Consider the following 18,250-nt stretch of genomic DNA (forward strand, 5'->3'; position numbering starts at 1 on the left):
CTGCTGTGGGGAACGTTTCCAGCCGAAGAAGCGGTCTGGAACCTCGACTTTGAGCCTGATAGACGGTCTCAAAGGCCGTCCCGTGCTCTAGGCTGAGTAAGAAACCTCAGCCAAGACCACCGACACAGCTGGTCAACTTGATCCGCCTCTGGTCACTGACGGTGGTGTCGCCCATGTTTCACGTCCTTACGGCTTGGCGTGGTTTAGCCCGTTTAGGTCTTCGCGTCAGGAAACTTTCTTGATGCGAGAGAGCAGTCGTCAGGTGATTACCTGGCAACACGAATCCGAGGACGCGTACGATACGAGTTAAACGAGTGTGAGCCGCAGGGCTGGTGAAAATGGGCTCAGCCGTGGGAGTTGCCTTAGCGGTTTACCGCTTAGGCAACTGATATCTTTGAGACTCGGTCTGTGAGACTCAAAGTAAGTCTGGAGACCGCCTTTTGGCTCCAGACGTTCGCCCACAGCGTCCCGGCCCATTTTCACCAGCCCGGAGGCACCAGCAAAGCCAAGTTTAACCCGGATGATTAATTGGCTAGACAAGGACCGGCAAAACGGTTAGACTACTATTTGAATACTGTGAGCGAGGGATTACAATGACAAAAGCAGAAATTTTTGACAAGATTGCCGACATTATTGCCGACCGTTTCGAGGCTGACCGAGATACCATCAACGAACAACTGAACTTCAAGCAGGACTTAGACGCTGATTCCATTGATTTTGTGGAGTTCGTCTTGGAACTGGAAGATACGTTTGGCGCTGAAATTTCGGATGAAGATGCTGAAAAGCTGAACACCATTGGTGAAGTAGTCGATTACATCGACGCCCACCAGAATCAACAAAAATAAATTATTTGAGCGAGTCCGGGCCGCAGGTTAAGTCGTCCCGGGCTTTTTCAATCTGGAAATATTTCCCAGTCAGGCAGTCAGTCCACCACCAGAATTATTTTCTCGTGAAAATTCTGCGTGATTTCCAGTGAAAACGGCTGGATTCAGGTATAATAGTGACTGTGTGTGTCTTTTAGATTGGCTAGTTAGCCATTAACATTTGGGCATAACCCGTGTTAGGAAGACATTAATTAAAGAAACCAATATCAAAGAAATTAAGTTGGGTGACTCGGGTAACTGTCGGTAGTCGGGGTCGGATTACGAGGATACGTGCCTTAGATGCGGGCCGGTTAGCCATTTGGTTAAGTTGAGAATTTGTTGGGTGTTGCCTTAGCCGGAGGAGGTCAGGGCCACCACCCTGTGACGGTGTTCTTAGGTTAGGCGGACTTTCCTAGCCTTAGAACATGGGCCAAGCTGGAGATTCACGGTTCTTGTGAAGCTTCGGCTTGAGGTCAAAGACCGCTTCTCAGGCTTTGACCGTGTCCCATAGGGTGGTGGTCCTGGCAGCCGCAGGCAAATCGGGGAACACCCAGCGTATTGAAGAAATGAGGGAATTAGCGCGTGATTGCTGGATTAAATCAAGAGTTAGCAGAAAATTATGATATACATTTTAAAGATCAGTCGTTGCTTGACGAGGCGTTTACTCAGGCCTCGTACGTCAATGAACACCCGAACCAGGGGCTGAAATTTTACGAACGCATCGAATTCTTAGGTGACGCCGTGATGCAATTGGTTGTTTCCAATTACATTTTCCGCCGTTATCCCAAGATGCCTCAAGGTCGGTTGACCCGGCTACGGGCTGCTATGGTCAACGAACAAAGCTTTGCCAGTTTTGCTCGCGAATGTCACTTTGACCAGTACATTCGCTTAGGTAAGGGTGAGGAAAAGGCGCAGGCCCGGCAACGGGATTCCCTGCTCTGTGATATCTTCGAATCCTTTGTCGGCGCCCTGTACATGGATCAGGGGCTGGAAAAAGTTGTGCCATTCGTCACGAAAGTGGTCTTCCCTAAGCTAGACGAGGGCCGTTTCGATGAGTTCTTTGATCACAAGACTGAATTACAAGAACTCGTCCAACAAAATGGCCCCGTAGATATCGACTACCGGTTATTAGACGAGGAAGGTCCCGACAACGACCGCGCCTTTATGGTGGCCGTTTACGTGAACGACAAGCAGTTAGGCGAGGGCCACGGCCATTCGAAGAAGCACGCGGAACAAAATGCGGCGCGCCATGCGCTGGAGAATCTGAAAGTAGAGTAAGGATGACTAACGATGCGGTTAAAGACATTAGAAATTAGCGGGTTCAAGTCCTTCGCGGATAAAACCCGAATTGACTTTTTGCCGGGGATGACCGGCATCGTCGGCCCCAATGGGAGCGGTAAGAGTAACATTTCCGAAGCGGTTCGTTGGGTCTTGGGGGAACAGTCCGCGAAGAGCTTGCGGGGCAGTAAGATGCCCGACGTTATTTTTGCGGGCTCAGCCGACCGGCACCCGTTGAATCGGGCAGCCGTGTCGATCACGCTGGACAATAGCGACCACTATTTAAAAAGTGATTACACTGAGTTGACCCTTAGCCGGGTGCTCTACCGGTCCGGCGACTCGGACTACCAATTGAACGGTCAAAGCTGCCGGTTGAAGGACATCACGGAACTCCTGATGGATTCGGGGATGGGGCAAGACTCCTTCTCCATCATTTCTCAGGGACGCGTCGAGGCCATTTTCAACAGCAAGCCCGAAGACCGGCGCAACATCATTGAGGAAGTCGCGGGCGTTTATAAATATCGGAAGCACAAGGAAAAGGCCCAGCGTGAACTGGACGACACCACGGCGTATTTACACCGGGTCGAGGACATCATCGCCGAGCTGGAAGGCCGTGTGCAGCCGTTAGAGGAGCAGAGCAATCTCGCCCAGGACTATCTGGATCAGCAGGAAAAATTTGCCCTGCTGGACCGGACCCAACTGGTGCGCCAACTCCACACCGAGATGACGCAGAAGCAGACGGCGGATGCCCAGGTCACCGAGAAACAGGACCAGGTCACCACGCATCAGGCTGCCGAGAAAGCCCAGACGACGACGGTCAATGACCTCAAGCAACAACAGACGGCGTTGCTGGCCACCAAGGATGACCTGCAGGCCAAATTGGTGGCGGCCACACAGCTGGTGGAGCAGCGCCAAGGACAGGTCAACCTGTCTGGCGAGCAGCAAAAGCACCAGGACGAGCAACGGCAGCGGTTAGAGCAGCAGCTGACGACCCTGCAGGCGCGGATGACCACCAATCGTGAGGCGTTGGCCAAGGCTGAGGCGTCGATTGCCGAGCTGACAGATGCCATGAAGACGGCGAAGAAGGAAGCACGCGAGCTGACCCAGGCCACGGATCCCCAAGTGATTGCGGGGCTACGGAAGGACCTGGAAGACTTGCGGACGACCTACTTCGATCAAAAGCAAGACGTCGCCAACTGGCGTAATCAACGGCAATACTTGCAGCAAAACCAGGAGCGCCTGCAGCAACGGGGGCAACGGGTCGCGCAGCAATTGGCCGAGCTCCAGAAACGGGCACAGTCTGCCGAGACTGAAGTCCAAGCGTTAACGGCCCAAGCCACCAGTCAGAAGGCCGCGTTAAACGACGCGGAACGGGGACTGGACGCCGAAGCCGGGCTGTACCAACACCATCAAAAAACGTATCAAACCCTGCAACACAACTGGCAGGCGGCCTTAGAGGTCTACCAGCGGGCCCAAACCAAGGTGGCCAGTCAACAGGCTTCCTCCGCGGAATACGGTGGCTTTTACCAAGGGGTTCGGGCCATTTTGAAACAGCGCGACCATTTCCGAGGACTCCTCGGGGCGGTCTCCGAGCTGTTACAGGTCCCAGAACGCTATACCAGCGCCGTTGAATACGCGTTGGGCGGTCAGCTGCAACAGGTCGTGGTCGACGATGAAACGACGGCCAAGGCCGCAGTCGGCTACCTACGCGAGCACCGCGCTGGTCGGGCCACCTTTCTACCGCTGAGCACGGTGCGCGGCCGGCAAATTGACCGCAACACCCTGCAGCAGTTACACAGTATGACCGGGTATCTAGGTGTCGGGAGCGAGCTGATCACCATTGATCAATCTGCCGCCAACGTATTGGATTATCTGCTAGGCACTACCATTTTTGCAGCTAACCTGGACACGGCCGTCGCCATCAGCCAACGGATTCACCACCGGTATCGCGTGGTCAGTCTGGCGGGTGACGTGGTCAGCGCCAGTGGGGCCATCACCGGGGGCCAATCCCGGCAGAGCCACAGTAGCGTGCTCCGGCAACAACAGGAACTCCAGCAGCTACAAAACAACATTGCTCAAATGCAAAAGTCACTGACCGAGCAAGAGGCTAAAATTAAAGCCCAACGAGCGGCCTTAACGGCTAGCGAACAGCGAAGCCAGGCCTTTCAGAGCACAATTAACACGCTACAACCACAGTGTCGGCAATTAGACGACCAGTTGGCCAATGCGCAAACGACCTTAGAACAGGCCAACCGGCAAGTGAAAGCCGCCGAGTTGGAGATTCAACAGGCCCAGGACAGCGACGCGGATGATCAGGGCAGTCAATTAGCCCAAAAGATCACAACTGGTGAGCAACAGGTCGCCGCAACCGAACAGGCTATCACTGACCTGCAACAGAAGATTTCGATGGTCACGGCCGAGCAGTCGCAGAAACAAGCGGCCTTGACGGCTAAGCAAACGTGGTTGGCGGGCGCCAAGGAACGCCACCAACAACAGCGCGAGACCATCAAGTCGTTGCAAGAGGATGTGACCGCCGATGAGGCTACCGCTAAGACGGTAACGACCGGCCTGGCCGACCTCAAGCAGCAGGCCACGTTGACGCCAGCCGATGCGCAGGCGCAACTGACCCAGGCGAAAAAGGACCGCGAGACGGTGCAAACCGATCTGAACCAGGCCAACGAACAACTGACCACGGTCAACGATGACCTGGCAGCCGCCGAGACCGCCAATCAACGGACCAGTGGCTTACTGCAACTGGCCAACGATGATTTGCAACAGGCCCAGGTCCAGCAGGCCCGGTTAGCCGCCTTGATCGACCAGCAACAGAACCAGTTGGCTGAGAAATACCAGCTGAGTTTAGCCGCCGCCGAGCAAGACGTCAGTGAGTTGCCCGCCGATGAACTGGCCGTGCAGCTTAAGCTGTTGAAGCGGGGATTGGATGAAATTGGTCCGGTCAACCTCAACGCCATTGATGAATACAAAGAGGTCAAGGAACGTTACGACTTTCTGACCCAACAACGCGATGACCTGGTCACGGCCAAGGAACAGTTGACCACGACCATGACCGAGTTGGATGGGCAGGTCAAGCGCCGGTTCAAGGCCAGCTTTGACCAAATTGCCGCGAAGTTTACGGCCACGTTTAAGCAGATGTTTGGTGGGGGCAAGGCTGAACTCGTTTTGACCGACCCGACCGACCTGCTGACCACAGGGGTCGACATCATGGCGCAGCCACCTGGCAAGAAGTTCCAGAACATGGGGCTCCTTTCCGGGGGTGAACGGGCATTGACGGCCATCACGCTTTTATTTGCGATTTTACAGGTCCAACCCGTGCCATTCTGTATTCTGGATGAGGTGGAGGCGGCGCTTGACCCGGCCAACGTGACCCGGTTTGCCCGCTACATTCACCAATTTCAAGATCAAACGCAATTTATCGTCATCACCCACCGGAAGGAAACTATGGTGCAGGCCGATATCCTTTACGGGGTGACGATGCAGGAATCCGGCGTCTCTAAGATGGTCGCCGTCGACCTGGACCAAGAAACCACTCAGGAAAGGAAGCAATCCTAATGGGATTATTTGATATTTTTCGCCGGCGTGCTAAAAAGGAGCCGGCCAGCGAGGCACCAGCCAGCAGTGAGGCGGCCGTAGACTCTTCTGCAGCGGCAACACCCGCTAGTGAAGCGCCCGTAGCCGCCTCTAGTGCGGCGCCGGTCACCGCGACCCCGGCAGCAGAAACGCCAGCATCAGCGGCGACTGCCGCGCCTGATGAAAGTTCTGCGGCGGCCAGCGAGGCACCAGTTGCTTCGAGTGCGGCTGTTGAAGAACCAGCTGAGTCAAGCAGTGCTGCGGAATCTGTGGCATCGTCAGAATCAGCGGCTAGTGAGGCCGAACCAGTGGCGTCGGTCACATCTGAAGCACCATCCGAGGATGAAACGGTTACTGAACCAGCAAGTAGTGAAGCCCCAGCCGCGTCAGTAGCAGAAGATACCGATCAACCCGCTGCAACTGAAACGACTGAAGCACCAGCTACTGAAGCCAGTGAACCAGTAACGACTGAAGAAGCTGAGACGACTCCTGAGTCGGCAACGTCAGTGGAAGCCGCTGAAGCAGAATCAGAGGAGGTCGCAGCTGAAGAGCCAAAAGAAACTGAGACAGAGACTGAGTCCGCTTCAACCGAACCCGCAGAACAATCCGATGAACAATTGTACGATAAGGGCCTGGAAAAGACTCGAACGACCTTTGGCCAACGGTTGAACGCCTTATTGGCTAACTTTCGGCACGTGGATGAGAGCTTCTTTGATGATTTGGAAGAAACCCTGATTGGTGCCGACGTGGGCTTTGACATGGCCGTGAAGCTCAGTGATGAGTTACGCGACGAGGTCAAACTCCAGAATGCTAAGAAGTCCGCTGACGTGCAAAACGTGGTGGTCGAGAAGCTGGTCGAGATTTATGACGCCGCCGGCAACGACGAGAGCACCGCGCTGAACATGGCAACTGATGGCCCAACCGTGATCCTGTTCGTTGGGGTCAACGGGGTTGGTAAAACGACCACCATTGGTAAGATGGCCAACCGGTACCACCAGGCTGGCAAGAAGGTCTTGCTGGCCGCTGCCGACACGTTCCGGGCCGGGGCAACCGAACAGTTAGACGTCTGGGCCAAACGCGCGGACGTGGACATTGTCAAAGGGAAGCCTCAATCTGACCCGGCCGCCGTGGTGTTTGATGCCGTTAAAAAGGCTAAGGAAGAGGCTTACGATATTCTCTTTGTCGACACCGCTGGTCGGTTACAGAACAAGGTCAACTTGATGAACGAGCTGGAAAAAATGAAGCGGATCATTACCCGTGAAATTCCCAGCGCGCCGCATGAAGTTCTCCTGGTGCTGGACGCAACGACGGGGCAAAATGCCTTGACGCAAGCGAAATTGTTTAAGGAATCCACTGCCGTGACCGGCATCGTCCTGACCAAACTGGACGGGACCGCTCGCGGGGGAATCGTGTTAGCCATTCGCAACGAGCTCCACGTACCCGTGAAGTTTATTGGGTTGGGCGAACAGATCTCCGACTTACGGCCATTCGACCCGAATGAGTTTGTTTACGGCTTGTTCAAGGGCTTGATCGACGTGAAGGCGTTGGATAAAAAAGCTTAACTAAAGGAAACGACCACGCCGATGAAATTTGGCGCGGTCGTTTTTAAATTTTATCCAAGTAAAAATAGAATATTAAAATTAGCGTTGTAAAATCTCAATCAGCTCTACAACGCTAATTTCGTATAACTTAGATTTTTTGAATCAGAATCAAACAGGGATTCCAAGCATCCCAAAGAGTCGGGAAAATTTCTAACGGTTCGAAGCCCATGGCACGGTAGAAGGCGTTTGTTTGGTCATAGGTAGCATAGTAGCCGGGAGCAACCGTTTTGACTTGTAGGTAATCGGCGGTTTGGCGGGCACTAGTAATGAGTTTAGCCATGAGTTGTTGGCCGATTCCTTGATGGTGATAGGCACGTTTGATCCCCATACACTGAACTTCTGCAGTGGCGGTGCTAGTCGTGGCGAGATCGATGAAGCCTACGACTGTTTCTCCGTCGCGCGCGACCCATAGCGGTAGAGTGCGGGCAGCGTCAACGTATTCTATTGTTGAGTCTGGTAAACCGAACCAATCGGGAAGATCGGCGAGAACTTCTTGGACAATGTTAGCCTTGACGCTGGCGTTGGTTTCACGCGTGAAAGTGATTGACATAGTGACATCCTCCTGATGGGTGGAAAATAAGTATGACTTACTTGTTCCAATGGAATAAGTATAATAGTAAGGGACATGGAGTTCTATCGATTTATGAAAAGTAAGTGAGATAATTTCTAATTTAAATACAATTAATTCACATCAAATGCGATTAATCTGACTTACCATCCAGATTACCCGAAATCAGCGAAAAAAATTGACGAAACCGCTAAAAATCGGTATTCTGGTAGAGTGTGACACGAACTGGAGGACCAAGCATGGAGATTGAAAAAAATTATCGCATTAATTCCTTATTTGCGTTCTACCAGCCGCTACTGACCGCAAAGCAAAATAATTATATGCAGCTGTACTATGGCGACGACTACTCTTTGGGCGAAATCGCCGAGGAGTTTAACGTCAGTCGGCAAGCGGTTTACGATAATCTGCGACGGACGGAAAAAATCCTCGAAGATTATGAGGGTAAGCTGCACCTCTACCAAGAATTCACGGCGCGCAACGACCAGGCTGATGAGATTCAGTCTTACGTGGCGGCCAATTACCCGCACGATGCCAAGTTAAATCGGCTGGTGGCGGGTCTCGAAAATCTAGAAGAACAATGAAAGTTAGGTGGCAATACGAATGGCGTTTGAAGGATTAACTGAACGACTACAAAACGCAATGCGCAAACTTCGGGGCAAGGGCAAGGTCTCCGAAAGTGATTTACGCGAAACCATGCGAGAAATTCGGCTGGCCTTGCTGGAAGCCGACGTTAACTTTACCGTGGTCAAGGACTTTGTTAAGCAGGTCCGCGAGCGGGCAATGGGCGCCGACGTTCTCGAAGGCTTAAACCCTGCACAACAAATTGTGAAAATCGTTGACGAAGAGCTGACCAAGACGATGGGTGACGAAGCCGTTCCCCTGAACAAGTCGGCGAAGATTCCAACGATCATCATGATGGTTGGGCTTCAAGGGGCCGGGAAAACGACGACTGCCGGCAAGCTGGCGTTGAAGTTAAAGAACGAAGAAAACGCCCGTCCCTTAATGATTGCGGGCGACGTTTACCGGCCAGCCGCCATCGACCAATTGGTCCAAGTGGCCGCCGGCATTGACGTGCCCGTCTTTGAAATGGGCACCGACGTGGATCCCGTGGAAATCGTCCGTCAAGGGTTAGCTCAAGCGGAAAAGGACCACAACGACTACGTGATCATCGATACGGCCGGTCGTTTACAAATCGACGAACAGCTGATGGATGAACTGGCTAACATCAAGGACCTCGCGCACCCAGACGAAATCCTGTTGACGGTCGATGCCATGACTGGGCAAAACGCCGTGGCCACCGCCGAAGGATTCAACGGCAAGCTCGACGTGACCGGGGTCGTTTTGACCAAGTTGGATGGTGATACCCGTGGTGGGGCCGCCTTATCCATTCGTTCCGTCACCGGTAAGCCAATCAAGTTCATCGGGCAAGGTGAAAAGATGACCGACCTGGACGTCTTCCACCCCGACCGGATGGCGTCCCGAATCTTGGGCATGGGCGATATGCTCTCCCTGATTGAAAAGACCCAAAAAGACTTTGACGAGAAACAAGCCAAGGAGTTAACCGAAAAGATTCAGGAAAACTCGTTTGACTTTAACGACTTCCTGGACCAAATCGAACAGATTCAAAAGATGGGGCCAATGGATGAGTTGATGAAGATGATTCCGGGGATGGCCAACAACCCTGCGTTGAAGAATGCTCAGGTCGACCCCAAGGATATGAATCACCTGAAGGCGGTCGTGTACTCCATGACGCCACAGGAACGGACCAATCCAGACGTGCTGAACCCGTCACGGCGGCGACGCATCGCGGCTGGGGCCGGTCGGCCAATTCATGAAGTGAACCGCATGATCAAGCAGTTCAACCAAATGAAGAAAATGATGAACCAAGTTTCCAAGGGGAACATGTCTGGCATGGAACAACTCATGGGCAACTCAGGAATGGGTGGCGGCATGGGCGGTGGTATTAGTGGTCGCATGCAAAAGATGGCCATGAACCGCATGACGCGACAAATTAAGAAGAACAAGAAGAAACGGTTAAAGCGTAAGAAGCGGAAATAGTTTCTGATAGCCTAAGCAGGTTCGAGGATGGCGATGCGTAATCGCTGTGCTGGGGCCTGTTTTTTGTTGGATTCAGGGATGTGGCAAGTGTTGACCTAATGGAAAATAATGACTGAGTAGCCAAAAGTCATACTGGTGAAAGATTAATGGGGAGGCCGGGCAAGGACCAGTCTTATGGCTAACCCCATTAACTTTTAAATATCTTTTGGGTAGACGCGGTGAAATCATTCCGGTATACTGTTCCTAAAGCAACCATAAGGGAGTAACTAGCAGAGCGATTCTGCGGCAATACCCGTCAGCAAGATTTCTTTGGAACTGGTGTCCAGCCAGTTGCCAATCCGGGATTGCCTTAAATAGTGAGACTTATGTGTGTTCACAATTTATTTTGTGTGCACGCGTGAGTCTCTTTTTTTACCCCCGAAAATGGGAAGAAAAGGGCTTACGAGCACACCTCAGGAGGAATTGGCAATGGCCAAATTACCGTTTTATCAGGAAACTGTTACCGACTTATACCAGCGCTTGCAGACCAGCGAGCACGGGTTAAGCTCGGCAACCGCACAGGAACGTCTCTCGGCGAATGGACACAACGTCTTGAACCAGCAGAAGACTACATCCCTGGTGCAGAAATTTTTCGCGCAGTTCAAGGACTTCATGATCATTGTCTTACTGGTGGCCGCGCTGATTGCCGGGCTGACGGGCGAGGTCGTGGATGCCGTCATTATCCTGGTCGTGGTGGTGCTAAACGCCATCTTCGGGGTCTTTCAGGAGGCCAAGGCCGAGGAAGCCATCAACGCCTTAAAGGAAATGTCGGCCCCCAACGCCACGATTCGCCGGGACGGCCAGGTCATGACCGTTAAGAGCGACGAGCTGGTCGTGGGAGACATCGTCTTGCTTGAGGCCGGCGATATCATTCCCGCCGATCTGCGTTTGCTCGACGTGGCTTCGTTAAAGGTCGAGGAATCCGCGTTGACCGGGGAATCGGTGCCCGTGGAAAAGGCGGACGCCATCTTGACCGGCGCGGACCTGCCCATCGGGGATCGCCACAACATGGCGTTCATGAATTCTAACGTCACGTACGGTCGGGCGACCGGGGTCGTGGTGGCGACTGGGATGCAGACGGAGGTCGGCCGCATCGCCGGCATGATCGAAGCCGCAGATGAGACCACCACGCCGCTCCAGGCCAACCTGACCCAGTTAGGAAAATCGCTGACCATCTTGATCCTGGTGATTGCGGCGATTGTCTTTGCGATGGGGATGTGGCGGCAGGCCGAGAGCCTGATTGACATGTTACTGACGGCGATTTCCTTGGCCGTGGCCGCGATTCCGGAAGGCTTGCCCGCCATCGTCACGATTACCTTGGCGCTGGGAACCCAGCGGATGGCCAAACGGCACGCCATCGTCCGAAAGCTACCCGCCGTGGAAACGCTGGGGAGCACCGACATTATTGCCTCGGATAAGACCGGGACGTTGACCCAAAACAAGATGACGGTCGAAAAGGTTTACGAGGACTTACGGTTAGCCGACGCCCATATGGTTGATTTTGACCGCGAGGACCGGTTGGCGCAGGTCATGATTCTCAGCAACGATACCAAGGTGACACCGGATGGCTTAGCCGGTGACCCCACCGAAACGGCGCTAGTACAGTACCAACTGGACCGCAACTATCCGGTTGATCGGGTGTTAACGGACATGCCCCGGGTCGCAGAAATTCCGTTTGACTCCGAGCGAAAACTCATGTCGACGGTCCACCCCTTAGCGGATGGCCGTTTCCTGATTGCCGTCAAGGGCGCGCCGGATGAACTGCTGAAGCGCGTCACCCGGTTGGCCAAGGACGGTGCCATTTCACCCCTGAGCGACGCCGACCGGCAACACATCTTGGATACCAACCACAACATGGCCACCCAGGCCTTACGGGTCCTGGCGTTTGCTTACCGCATCACGGATCAGGTACCCACGGATATGACCAGTGAAGCTGTGGAAAATGACCTGATTTTGGCCGGCATGGTCGGCATGATCGACCCCGAACGCCCAGAGGTGGCCCAGGCCGTGGCGGATGCCAAATCTGCTGGGATACGGCCGATGATGATCACCGGGGACCACCGCGATACGGCCGCTGCGATTGCGGTCCGGCTGGGCATCATCGACAAGGGTGAGACCGCCGCTGTGATTACCGGGGCCGAACTCGATGAGATGGACGACGCCACCTTTGCTAAGAAAGTGAGCGACTACGCGGTTTACGCCCGGGTCGCGCCCGAGCACAAGGTCCGCATCGTCAATGCCTGGCAGAAGCGCGGCAAGGTCGTTGCCATGACCGGGGATGGGGTCAACGATGCCCCCGCCCTGAAGGCCGCCGATATTGGAATCGGCATGGGCATCACCGGGACCGAGGTTTCTAAAGGCGCCAGCGATATGGTCCTGGCCGACGACAACTTCTCCACCATCGTGGTCGCCGTGGAAGAGGGACGGAAGGTCTTTGCCAACATTCAAAAGGCCATCCAATACCTGCTGTCCGCCAACCTGGGGGAAGTCTTGACCCTGTTCATGATGACCATGTTGGGTTGGCAAATTCTGGCGCCGGTCCACATTCTCTGGATCAACCTGGTGACCGATACCCTGCCAGCCATTGCGCTGGGGGTCGAACCCATGGAACGCAACATCATGAAGCAGCCACCACGGGGTCGGAAGTCGAACTTCTTCTCCGGTGGGGTCTTCGGCGGCATCATCTACCAGGGGCTGTTAGAGGGGGGCATTACGCTGATCGTCTACTGGTTGGCGTTGACCTACCCGGTACACGCAACGGCCAGCCTGGCCCACGCCGATGCCTTAACGATGGCCTTTGCAACGTTGGGACTGATTCAACTGTTCCACGCCTTTAACTCTAAGTCGATTCACGGCTCGATCTTCACGGTCGGCCTCTTCAAGAACAAGTTCTTCAACTGGGCCATCGTGATTGCCTTTGCCTTACTGGCCATGACGATTCTGGTGCCCGGCTTGAACGGCATGTTCCACGTTGCCCACCTGGATGGGTTCCAATGGGCTATCGTGCTGGCGGCTTCGTTTATGATGATTGTGATCGTGGAAATTGTTAAGTTCTTCCAGCGCCGCGTGTTAAAATAAGTATTAACAGCGCCTCCGGGCCGGTGAAAATGTGCCGGAACGCGGTGGGCGCCGTCTGGAGCCGAAGGGCGGTCTCCAGACTTACTTTGAGCCTCCTAACCCGAGTCTCAAAGATAGCAGTGGTCTAAGCGGTAAACCGCTAAGGCCACTCCCACGGCTGAGCACATTTTCACCGGCCCTGCGGCTCACACTGGTTTAGCCCGCGGGGGTGCGATTGGTTTGGATGGTAGTCATCGACTTTTAAACGGATGATGTTTATTCGTTCAGCATTAGTCCGAAGTCGTCTACCACTATCCAGTTAAAACAAATTTTGAAGTTACTCAAAAAATCTGCCCACTCGTGTGTTTTTCGAGTGGGCTTTCTAGTATCCGAAAGGAGTTGGGACCATGGCATTAACCTATGCGTCTTGTTTACAGGCTGCCGATGTTATTTTGAATAGCGGGGCCGTGCCCACGATTGTTGGCGAGGCCGGTATCGGGAAGTCCGCGCTGGTGGCCGATTTGGCGCAGCGACGGCAGGCAAAATTGTTTACGACCGTGGTGAGTTTGGTGGAAAAGGGCGACCTGGTGATTCCCGTGCCGCCGTTGACCGCCGATTCCTTTGTGCAGACGGCTAAGTACGGGTCGTTGGCCGACGTGCAATTTGGTTACTCACACACCCTGGTCGCCATGATTCGCTATGCCGAGGCGCATCCTGACCAGGAAATTATTTGGTTCCTGGATGAGTTCAACCGGGGCACCCAGGCCGTTCAGAGTGAACTCATGAACTTGGTGCTCCAGCGACAAATCAACACGCTGACGCTGCCGGACCAGGTCCACCTGATCTTGGCGGAGAACCCGGATGCCACGATGGCCGGGTTTGCCCAGAGTCACTACGGCGTCACGCCGGGGGATGCGGCGATTGCCGACCGGACGACGCGGCTAGTCTTGCAGGCCGACGTCTCGTCTTGGTTGGCGTGGGCAACGACCCTGGTCGACGGACAGCCGCGGATTGATCCGTTGGTCACGGCCTATCTTCAAGAGACGCCCGCTGACCTGCACGTGGTCGCCGCGGATAATTTGGCGGATGACGACCTCCAACCCACGCCGCGGGCCTGGGAGCGCGTTTCTCGGGCACTTCGCGAGTTGGAACGGCAGGGGCTCTTCCACCAAACGGCCGTGATGACCGCGATTATCCAGGGAAACCTGGGCGTGACCGTGGGGACGGCCTTTGCCAGCTACGTGACCACCCAGCGGCCCGGTCTGACGGTGAAACAGGCGTTGACGGCACCGACTGCGGTCGCCACCTTTCAGACGTTAGCCGCCGCGCAACAACAGACGATCCTGCAGAACTGCTTGGCGAGTCCAGACTGGCCGCTGACGGTCGATGCCACGGCTAGCCGGTTTACAGAATTACTAGACGTGTGCCCACCGGACGGGCAGTTTGCGATTGCCCAACGGATGGCGGCCCAGCCAAACTTATTTGAAAATTTAGCCGCCGCTCACGACCAACTCGGCGTGGCGGCGTTATATCAGAGTTTAACGTTGGTTGGCAAACGTAGTAGTGAAATCGAGGTGTAGGCCATGACGAGTCTGACGCAGGACCTGCAACGGCTTCGGCAGGCCTCGCCCAGTGACCAACCGGCTTCGGCGCGGCGAGTTTACCGGAACGCCGTTTTGTATTTGTTGCAGCACGACCCATTCTATGGGCACGTGCTGAGTCGAGTAACGGTGACCGTCGCTGATCAGCGCGCACCTCTAGGATTGGTGCCCACGGAACGAGATTGGCAACTGGCCTTAGGTCCCGGTGCGCTGGCCCAGACGACTTGGACGGGTCCCCAGTGGTTAGCAATGTTGCGACACACGGTGCTACATTTATTGTGGCGGCATCCCGAGCGCTACGCCGCGGCACTCCAAACACCAGCGCAGGCCGGACTCGTTCGCTGGGCCACGGATGCGGCGGTCAACGACTACCTGACGGATCTCCCATCGACAGCCGTGACCAGTGCCAAACTCGCGACGGCATTGGGTGAACCCGTTTTGCCACGGCAGGATTCGGCGGTGTACTTGCGCCAGCTCCGGCGGTGGCAGGCCCAACAGACGGCTACCACGCAAGACCGGCAGCCGGGCGGCCCGGATAGTGCGGACACGGCCGTAACTCAGGATGGCCACGCTGGCTGGCGGGGGGCGACTGACCAGGCCGCGGCTAACCGCGAACACTGGCGTTCTCAGCTTTTTCAGGCCGTGAGCACGGACTTGTCCGCCAAGGAGCGCGGCACGTTGCCTGGCAGCATGCAGGCGGCCCTCACACCGACGCTGGCCCAACACCCCTTAGATTGGCGGGCCTTGCTGAAACGGGGGCTGGGTCAAGTGTCCACGGGGCGGCAAGCGGCGTACGGTCGCTTTAACCGCCGTCAGCCGGTACGCATGGACCTCCCGGGTGACATCGTGCAGACCTGGCGGCAGGTCGCCGTCTTCGTCGATGAGTCGGGGTCCATGGGCAATCGTGAGATCAGTTACCTGCTGGGGCAGATGGCCACGTTATTGGCCGTTTATCCCGCTCAGGTGACGGTTTATCCGTTTGATACGGTCGTGGACCCGGCCAACAGTTTTGCCCTGGAGAAGCGCCCCCAGCGCCTGCAACGGACGGGTGGGGGTGGCACCCGTTTTCAGGCGGTCTTTGACACGCTACCCCGTTTGTTTGCCGGCAGACCGAACCAAGTTGTTGTGATTTTGACCGACGGCTATGGCGAAGAACAACTGCGGCCCACGTTACCGGTGATGGTGATCTGGCTCCTAACGAGTCCGGTCAGTCAATTTTCTGTGAAGCAAGCCCCGGGCACCGTGGTCAGTCTGACCGACGACCCGCAGTGGCAGGCGTTGAGGAGGCATGAATGATGTTAACGGCTAATGAATTACGTTCCTTGATACAACAGGATGCGGCTTACCGCAACGCGCGAGCCGTTTTGACCGGTGAGTGGGCGTCACGGGCCGAGGAAAACCCGTTGTTCCGCGCACCGATGACGATTGCGGATTTAAAATTTGCGCGGGACCTGCAGGCGGCTGGTGTGGTGACGTCAAACCTTGATTTTGACGATTATGCCGCCGTTCAGGCCTGGATCACGACAAATCGGGCGTCGTTGACCGGGGATGATCTGGCTTGGTTGCGAAGGAATTTCGATTAATTTCAAGGTGTAAAGAAAAAACCCTTTACATCATATCCAGAAACTGGTATATTATTACACGTTGAAAGAAATACAGGAGGTGTCTACATGTCAGTTAAGATTCGTTTAAAGCGGATGGGTTCTAAGAAGCGCCCATTCTACCGGATTGTGGTTGCCGACTCACGGAGTCCTCGTGACGGTCGTTTCATCGAACAAGTTGGAACGTACAATCCAGTTACCCAACCTGCTTCAATCACGTTGAAGGAAGAATCTATCATGAACTGGTTGAACAATGGTGCTCAACCTTCAGATACGGTTAAGACTTTACTCTCCAACGCTGGTATCATGAAGCAATATCATGAAGCTAAGTACACTAAAAAGTAGTGATTAGCAATGACCGATTTTAAGGCATTAATTCTAGCAATTGTTAGCCCACTCGTGGAGCATCCCGAGGACTTGGTGGTGACACCGGTCGAGACGGATCGCTTTTACGAATATCGGTTAGCCGTTCACCCCGATGATGTCGGACGGGTGATCGGTAAACAAGGCCGCGTGGCGCAGGCAATCCGAACGATTGTCTACAGCGTTCGCGTTCAAGGCAATAAGCGAGTACGGCTCATCATTGATGACCGTCCCGCACAGAAACTCGAGTGAGGCGGCAACGTTTCCTCGAGTTTTTTGTTATAAAAAATTCGAAATTAACATCTAAAATAAATTACTTTAAAATTAGGGAGGCAAATAAATGGCTTATTATACGGTAGGCACCATCGTGAACACGCACGGTATCAAGGGTGAGGTCCGCGTCATTGCGACCACGGACTTCCCAGAGAGTCGCTTTGCGGTCGGTTCAACGCTCTATGCGTTTCAGCAGGGTCAAAGCAAGCCCGTCACACTGACCGTGGCGACCATGCGCAAGCACAAGAATTTTTACTTGCTGGGCTTTGAAGGCAAGCCGTCGATCAACGACGTGGAAATTTACAAGCAGAGCACACTCAAGGTCACGGACAATGAATTAGAAACCGGCGACCTCCAACCGGGTGAGTACTACTATCACCAAATCGTGGGCCTGAAGGTCGTCACCGAAGACGGCGAGGAGCTGGGCGAAATTAAAGAAATCTTGTCACCAGGCGCCAACGACGTGTGGGTCGTGGACCGGCCAGGCAAGGAAGACCTGTTGCTGCCAAAAATCGACGACGTGGTTAAAAAGGTTGATTTGGATGCCGGTCAAGTCACGGTAGAATTGATGGAGGGACTCGAGTAATGCGCATCGATGTGTTAAGTTTATTTCCCGATATGTTTTCCGGCCCCATGCACGATTCCATCGTGGGTAAGGCGATTCAAAATGGGCATCTGACCATGCCCGTCACCAATTTTCGCGACTACTCGACCAACAAACACGGCAACGTCGACGACTACCCCTTTGGTGGGGGTGCGGGGATGCTGCTGCAGGCCCAACCCATCTTTGACGCGTTAAAAGCCACGCAGGAACAAGCCGCAGCCGAAGGGCTACCCAAGGGACGCGTGATTCTGCTCGATCCAGCCGGCGTGACGTTCAATCAGCACGTGGCCGAGGAGTTTGCCCACGAGGAGCATTTAACCTTCCTGTGCGGCCATTATGAGGGCTATGACGAGCGGATTCGCACGCTGGTGACGGATGAGGTCTCCCTGGGGGACTTTGTCCTGACCGGTGGGGAATTGGCCTCAATGGTCATGATCGACGCGACGGTGCGCCTGCTACCCGGCGTGCTGGGCAATTCGGAGTCGGCACCCGGCGATTCCTTCTCATCCGGCTTACTGGAATACCCGCAGTACACGCGACCGGCCGATTTTCGGGGGATGAAGGTGCCAGACGTCCTGACCAGTGGCGACCACGGTAAGATTGCCGAGTGGCAGCAAAAAGAGGCCCTGCGGCGGACCTACCAACGGCGCCCAGACCTGATTGATCACCGGAAACTGACCGCGGAACAGAAGCGGTTGTTAGCGGACGTGCGGATCGAAGAAGAAGAACGGCAGGGCAAAAAGTAAGGAGTCAAGAAAA

General features: G+C 54.8%; 15 protein-coding genes. 14 read left to right on the forward strand and 1 reads right to left on the reverse strand.

All coding sequences use genetic code 11. From position 1 onward, the window contains the following. Positions 1–593: 593 nt before the first annotated feature. The 4 genes from acpP to ftsY all read left to right on the forward strand — a co-directional run bounded on the left by acpP (position 594) and on the right by ftsY (position 7,288). Positions 594–845, forward strand: coding sequence for an acyl carrier protein (gene acpP, locus EKM84_RS00075; protein WP_125762389.1), 252 nt, complete (start codon positions 594–596; stop codon positions 843–845). Between the two features lie 600 nt (positions 846–1,445). Next, on the forward strand, positions 1,446–2,141 hold the full coding sequence (gene rnc, locus EKM84_RS00080) for a ribonuclease III (RefSeq protein WP_125762391.1): 696 nt from the start codon (positions 1,446–1,448) through the stop codon (positions 2,139–2,141). Between the two features lie 12 nt (positions 2,142–2,153). Further along, a complete protein-coding gene (smc, locus tag EKM84_RS00085) occupies positions 2,154–5,708 on the forward strand; it encodes a chromosome segregation protein SMC (RefSeq protein WP_125762393.1) in 3,555 nt (1,184 codons plus the stop codon). Beyond that, positions 5,708–7,288 carry a signal recognition particle-docking protein FtsY gene (gene ftsY, locus EKM84_RS00090; protein ID WP_125762395.1) on the forward strand — a complete coding sequence of 527 codons (1,581 nt, stop codon included), beginning with the start codon at positions 5,708–5,710 and terminating at the stop codon, positions 7,286–7,288. The genes smc and ftsY overlap by 1 nt, the downstream gene beginning before the upstream one ends. Positions 7,289–7,415: 127 nt before the next feature. On the opposite strand, the gene EKM84_RS00095 is transcribed toward ftsY, so the two are convergent. Then, positions 7,416–7,877, reverse strand: a complete 462-nt coding sequence (locus tag EKM84_RS00095) for a GNAT family N-acetyltransferase (RefSeq protein WP_125762397.1) — start codon at positions 7,875–7,877, stop codon at positions 7,416–7,418. 257 nt (positions 7,878–8,134) lie between these two features. On the opposite strand from EKM84_RS00095, the gene EKM84_RS00100 reads away from it, so the two are divergent. The 10 genes from EKM84_RS00100 (at position 8,135) to trmD (ending at position 18,237) form a co-directional block, all read left to right on the forward strand. Then, a complete protein-coding gene (locus tag EKM84_RS00100) occupies positions 8,135–8,476 on the forward strand; it encodes a putative DNA-binding protein (RefSeq protein ID WP_125762399.1) in 342 nt (113 codons plus the stop codon). A gap of 19 nt (positions 8,477–8,495) precedes the next feature. After that, complete coding sequence (ffh, locus tag EKM84_RS00105; RefSeq protein WP_125762401.1) at positions 8,496–9,953, forward strand: signal recognition particle protein; 1,458 nt, start codon at positions 8,496–8,498, stop codon at positions 9,951–9,953. Between the two features lie 468 nt (positions 9,954–10,421). Next, positions 10,422–13,070 (forward strand): cation-translocating P-type ATPase, encoded by a 2,649-nt coding sequence (locus EKM84_RS00110; RefSeq protein WP_125762403.1) that lies wholly within the window; start codon positions 10,422–10,424, stop codon positions 13,068–13,070. Positions 13,071–13,456: 386 nt separating this feature from the next. Next, complete coding sequence (locus tag EKM84_RS00115; protein ID WP_125762405.1) at positions 13,457–14,629, forward strand: P-loop NTPase family protein; 1,173 nt, start codon at positions 13,457–13,459, stop codon at positions 14,627–14,629. Positions 14,630–14,632: 3 nt separating this feature from the next. Then, positions 14,633–15,946 (forward strand): vWA domain-containing protein, encoded by a 1,314-nt coding sequence (locus tag EKM84_RS00120; RefSeq protein ID WP_125762407.1) that lies wholly within the window; start codon positions 14,633–14,635, stop codon positions 15,944–15,946. Further along, positions 15,946–16,233 (forward strand): hypothetical protein, encoded by a 288-nt coding sequence (locus EKM84_RS00125; RefSeq protein ID WP_225418102.1) that lies wholly within the window; start codon positions 15,946–15,948, stop codon positions 16,231–16,233. Before EKM84_RS00120 ends, EKM84_RS00125 begins: the two co-directional genes overlap by 1 nt. An 87-nt stretch (positions 16,234–16,320) precedes the next feature. Beyond that, the gene (gene rpsP / locus EKM84_RS00130) at positions 16,321–16,596 is read left to right on the forward strand and encodes a 30S ribosomal protein S16 (RefSeq protein ID WP_020088982.1); all 276 of its coding nucleotides are present in this window, start codon (positions 16,321–16,323) and stop codon (positions 16,594–16,596) included. A gap of 9 nt (positions 16,597–16,605) precedes the next feature. Continuing rightward, on the forward strand, positions 16,606–16,866 hold the full coding sequence (locus EKM84_RS00135) for a KH domain-containing protein (RefSeq protein ID WP_125762411.1): 261 nt from the start codon (positions 16,606–16,608) through the stop codon (positions 16,864–16,866). Between the two features lie 88 nt (positions 16,867–16,954). Further along, positions 16,955–17,473: a ribosome maturation factor RimM gene (rimM, locus tag EKM84_RS00140; RefSeq protein ID WP_125762413.1), complete on the forward strand. Its 519-nt coding sequence runs from the start codon at positions 16,955–16,957 to the stop codon at positions 17,471–17,473. After that, positions 17,473–18,237, forward strand: coding sequence for a tRNA (guanosine(37)-N1)-methyltransferase TrmD (gene trmD, locus EKM84_RS00145; RefSeq protein WP_125762415.1), 765 nt, complete (start codon positions 17,473–17,475; stop codon positions 18,235–18,237). The genes rimM and trmD overlap by 1 nt, the downstream gene beginning before the upstream one ends. Positions 18,238–18,250 lie beyond the last annotated feature (13 nt).

This window comes from Levilactobacillus mulengensis, assembly GCF_003946045.1.
Taxonomy (GTDB): Bacteria; Bacillota; Bacilli; order Lactobacillales; family Lactobacillaceae; genus Levilactobacillus; species Levilactobacillus mulengensis.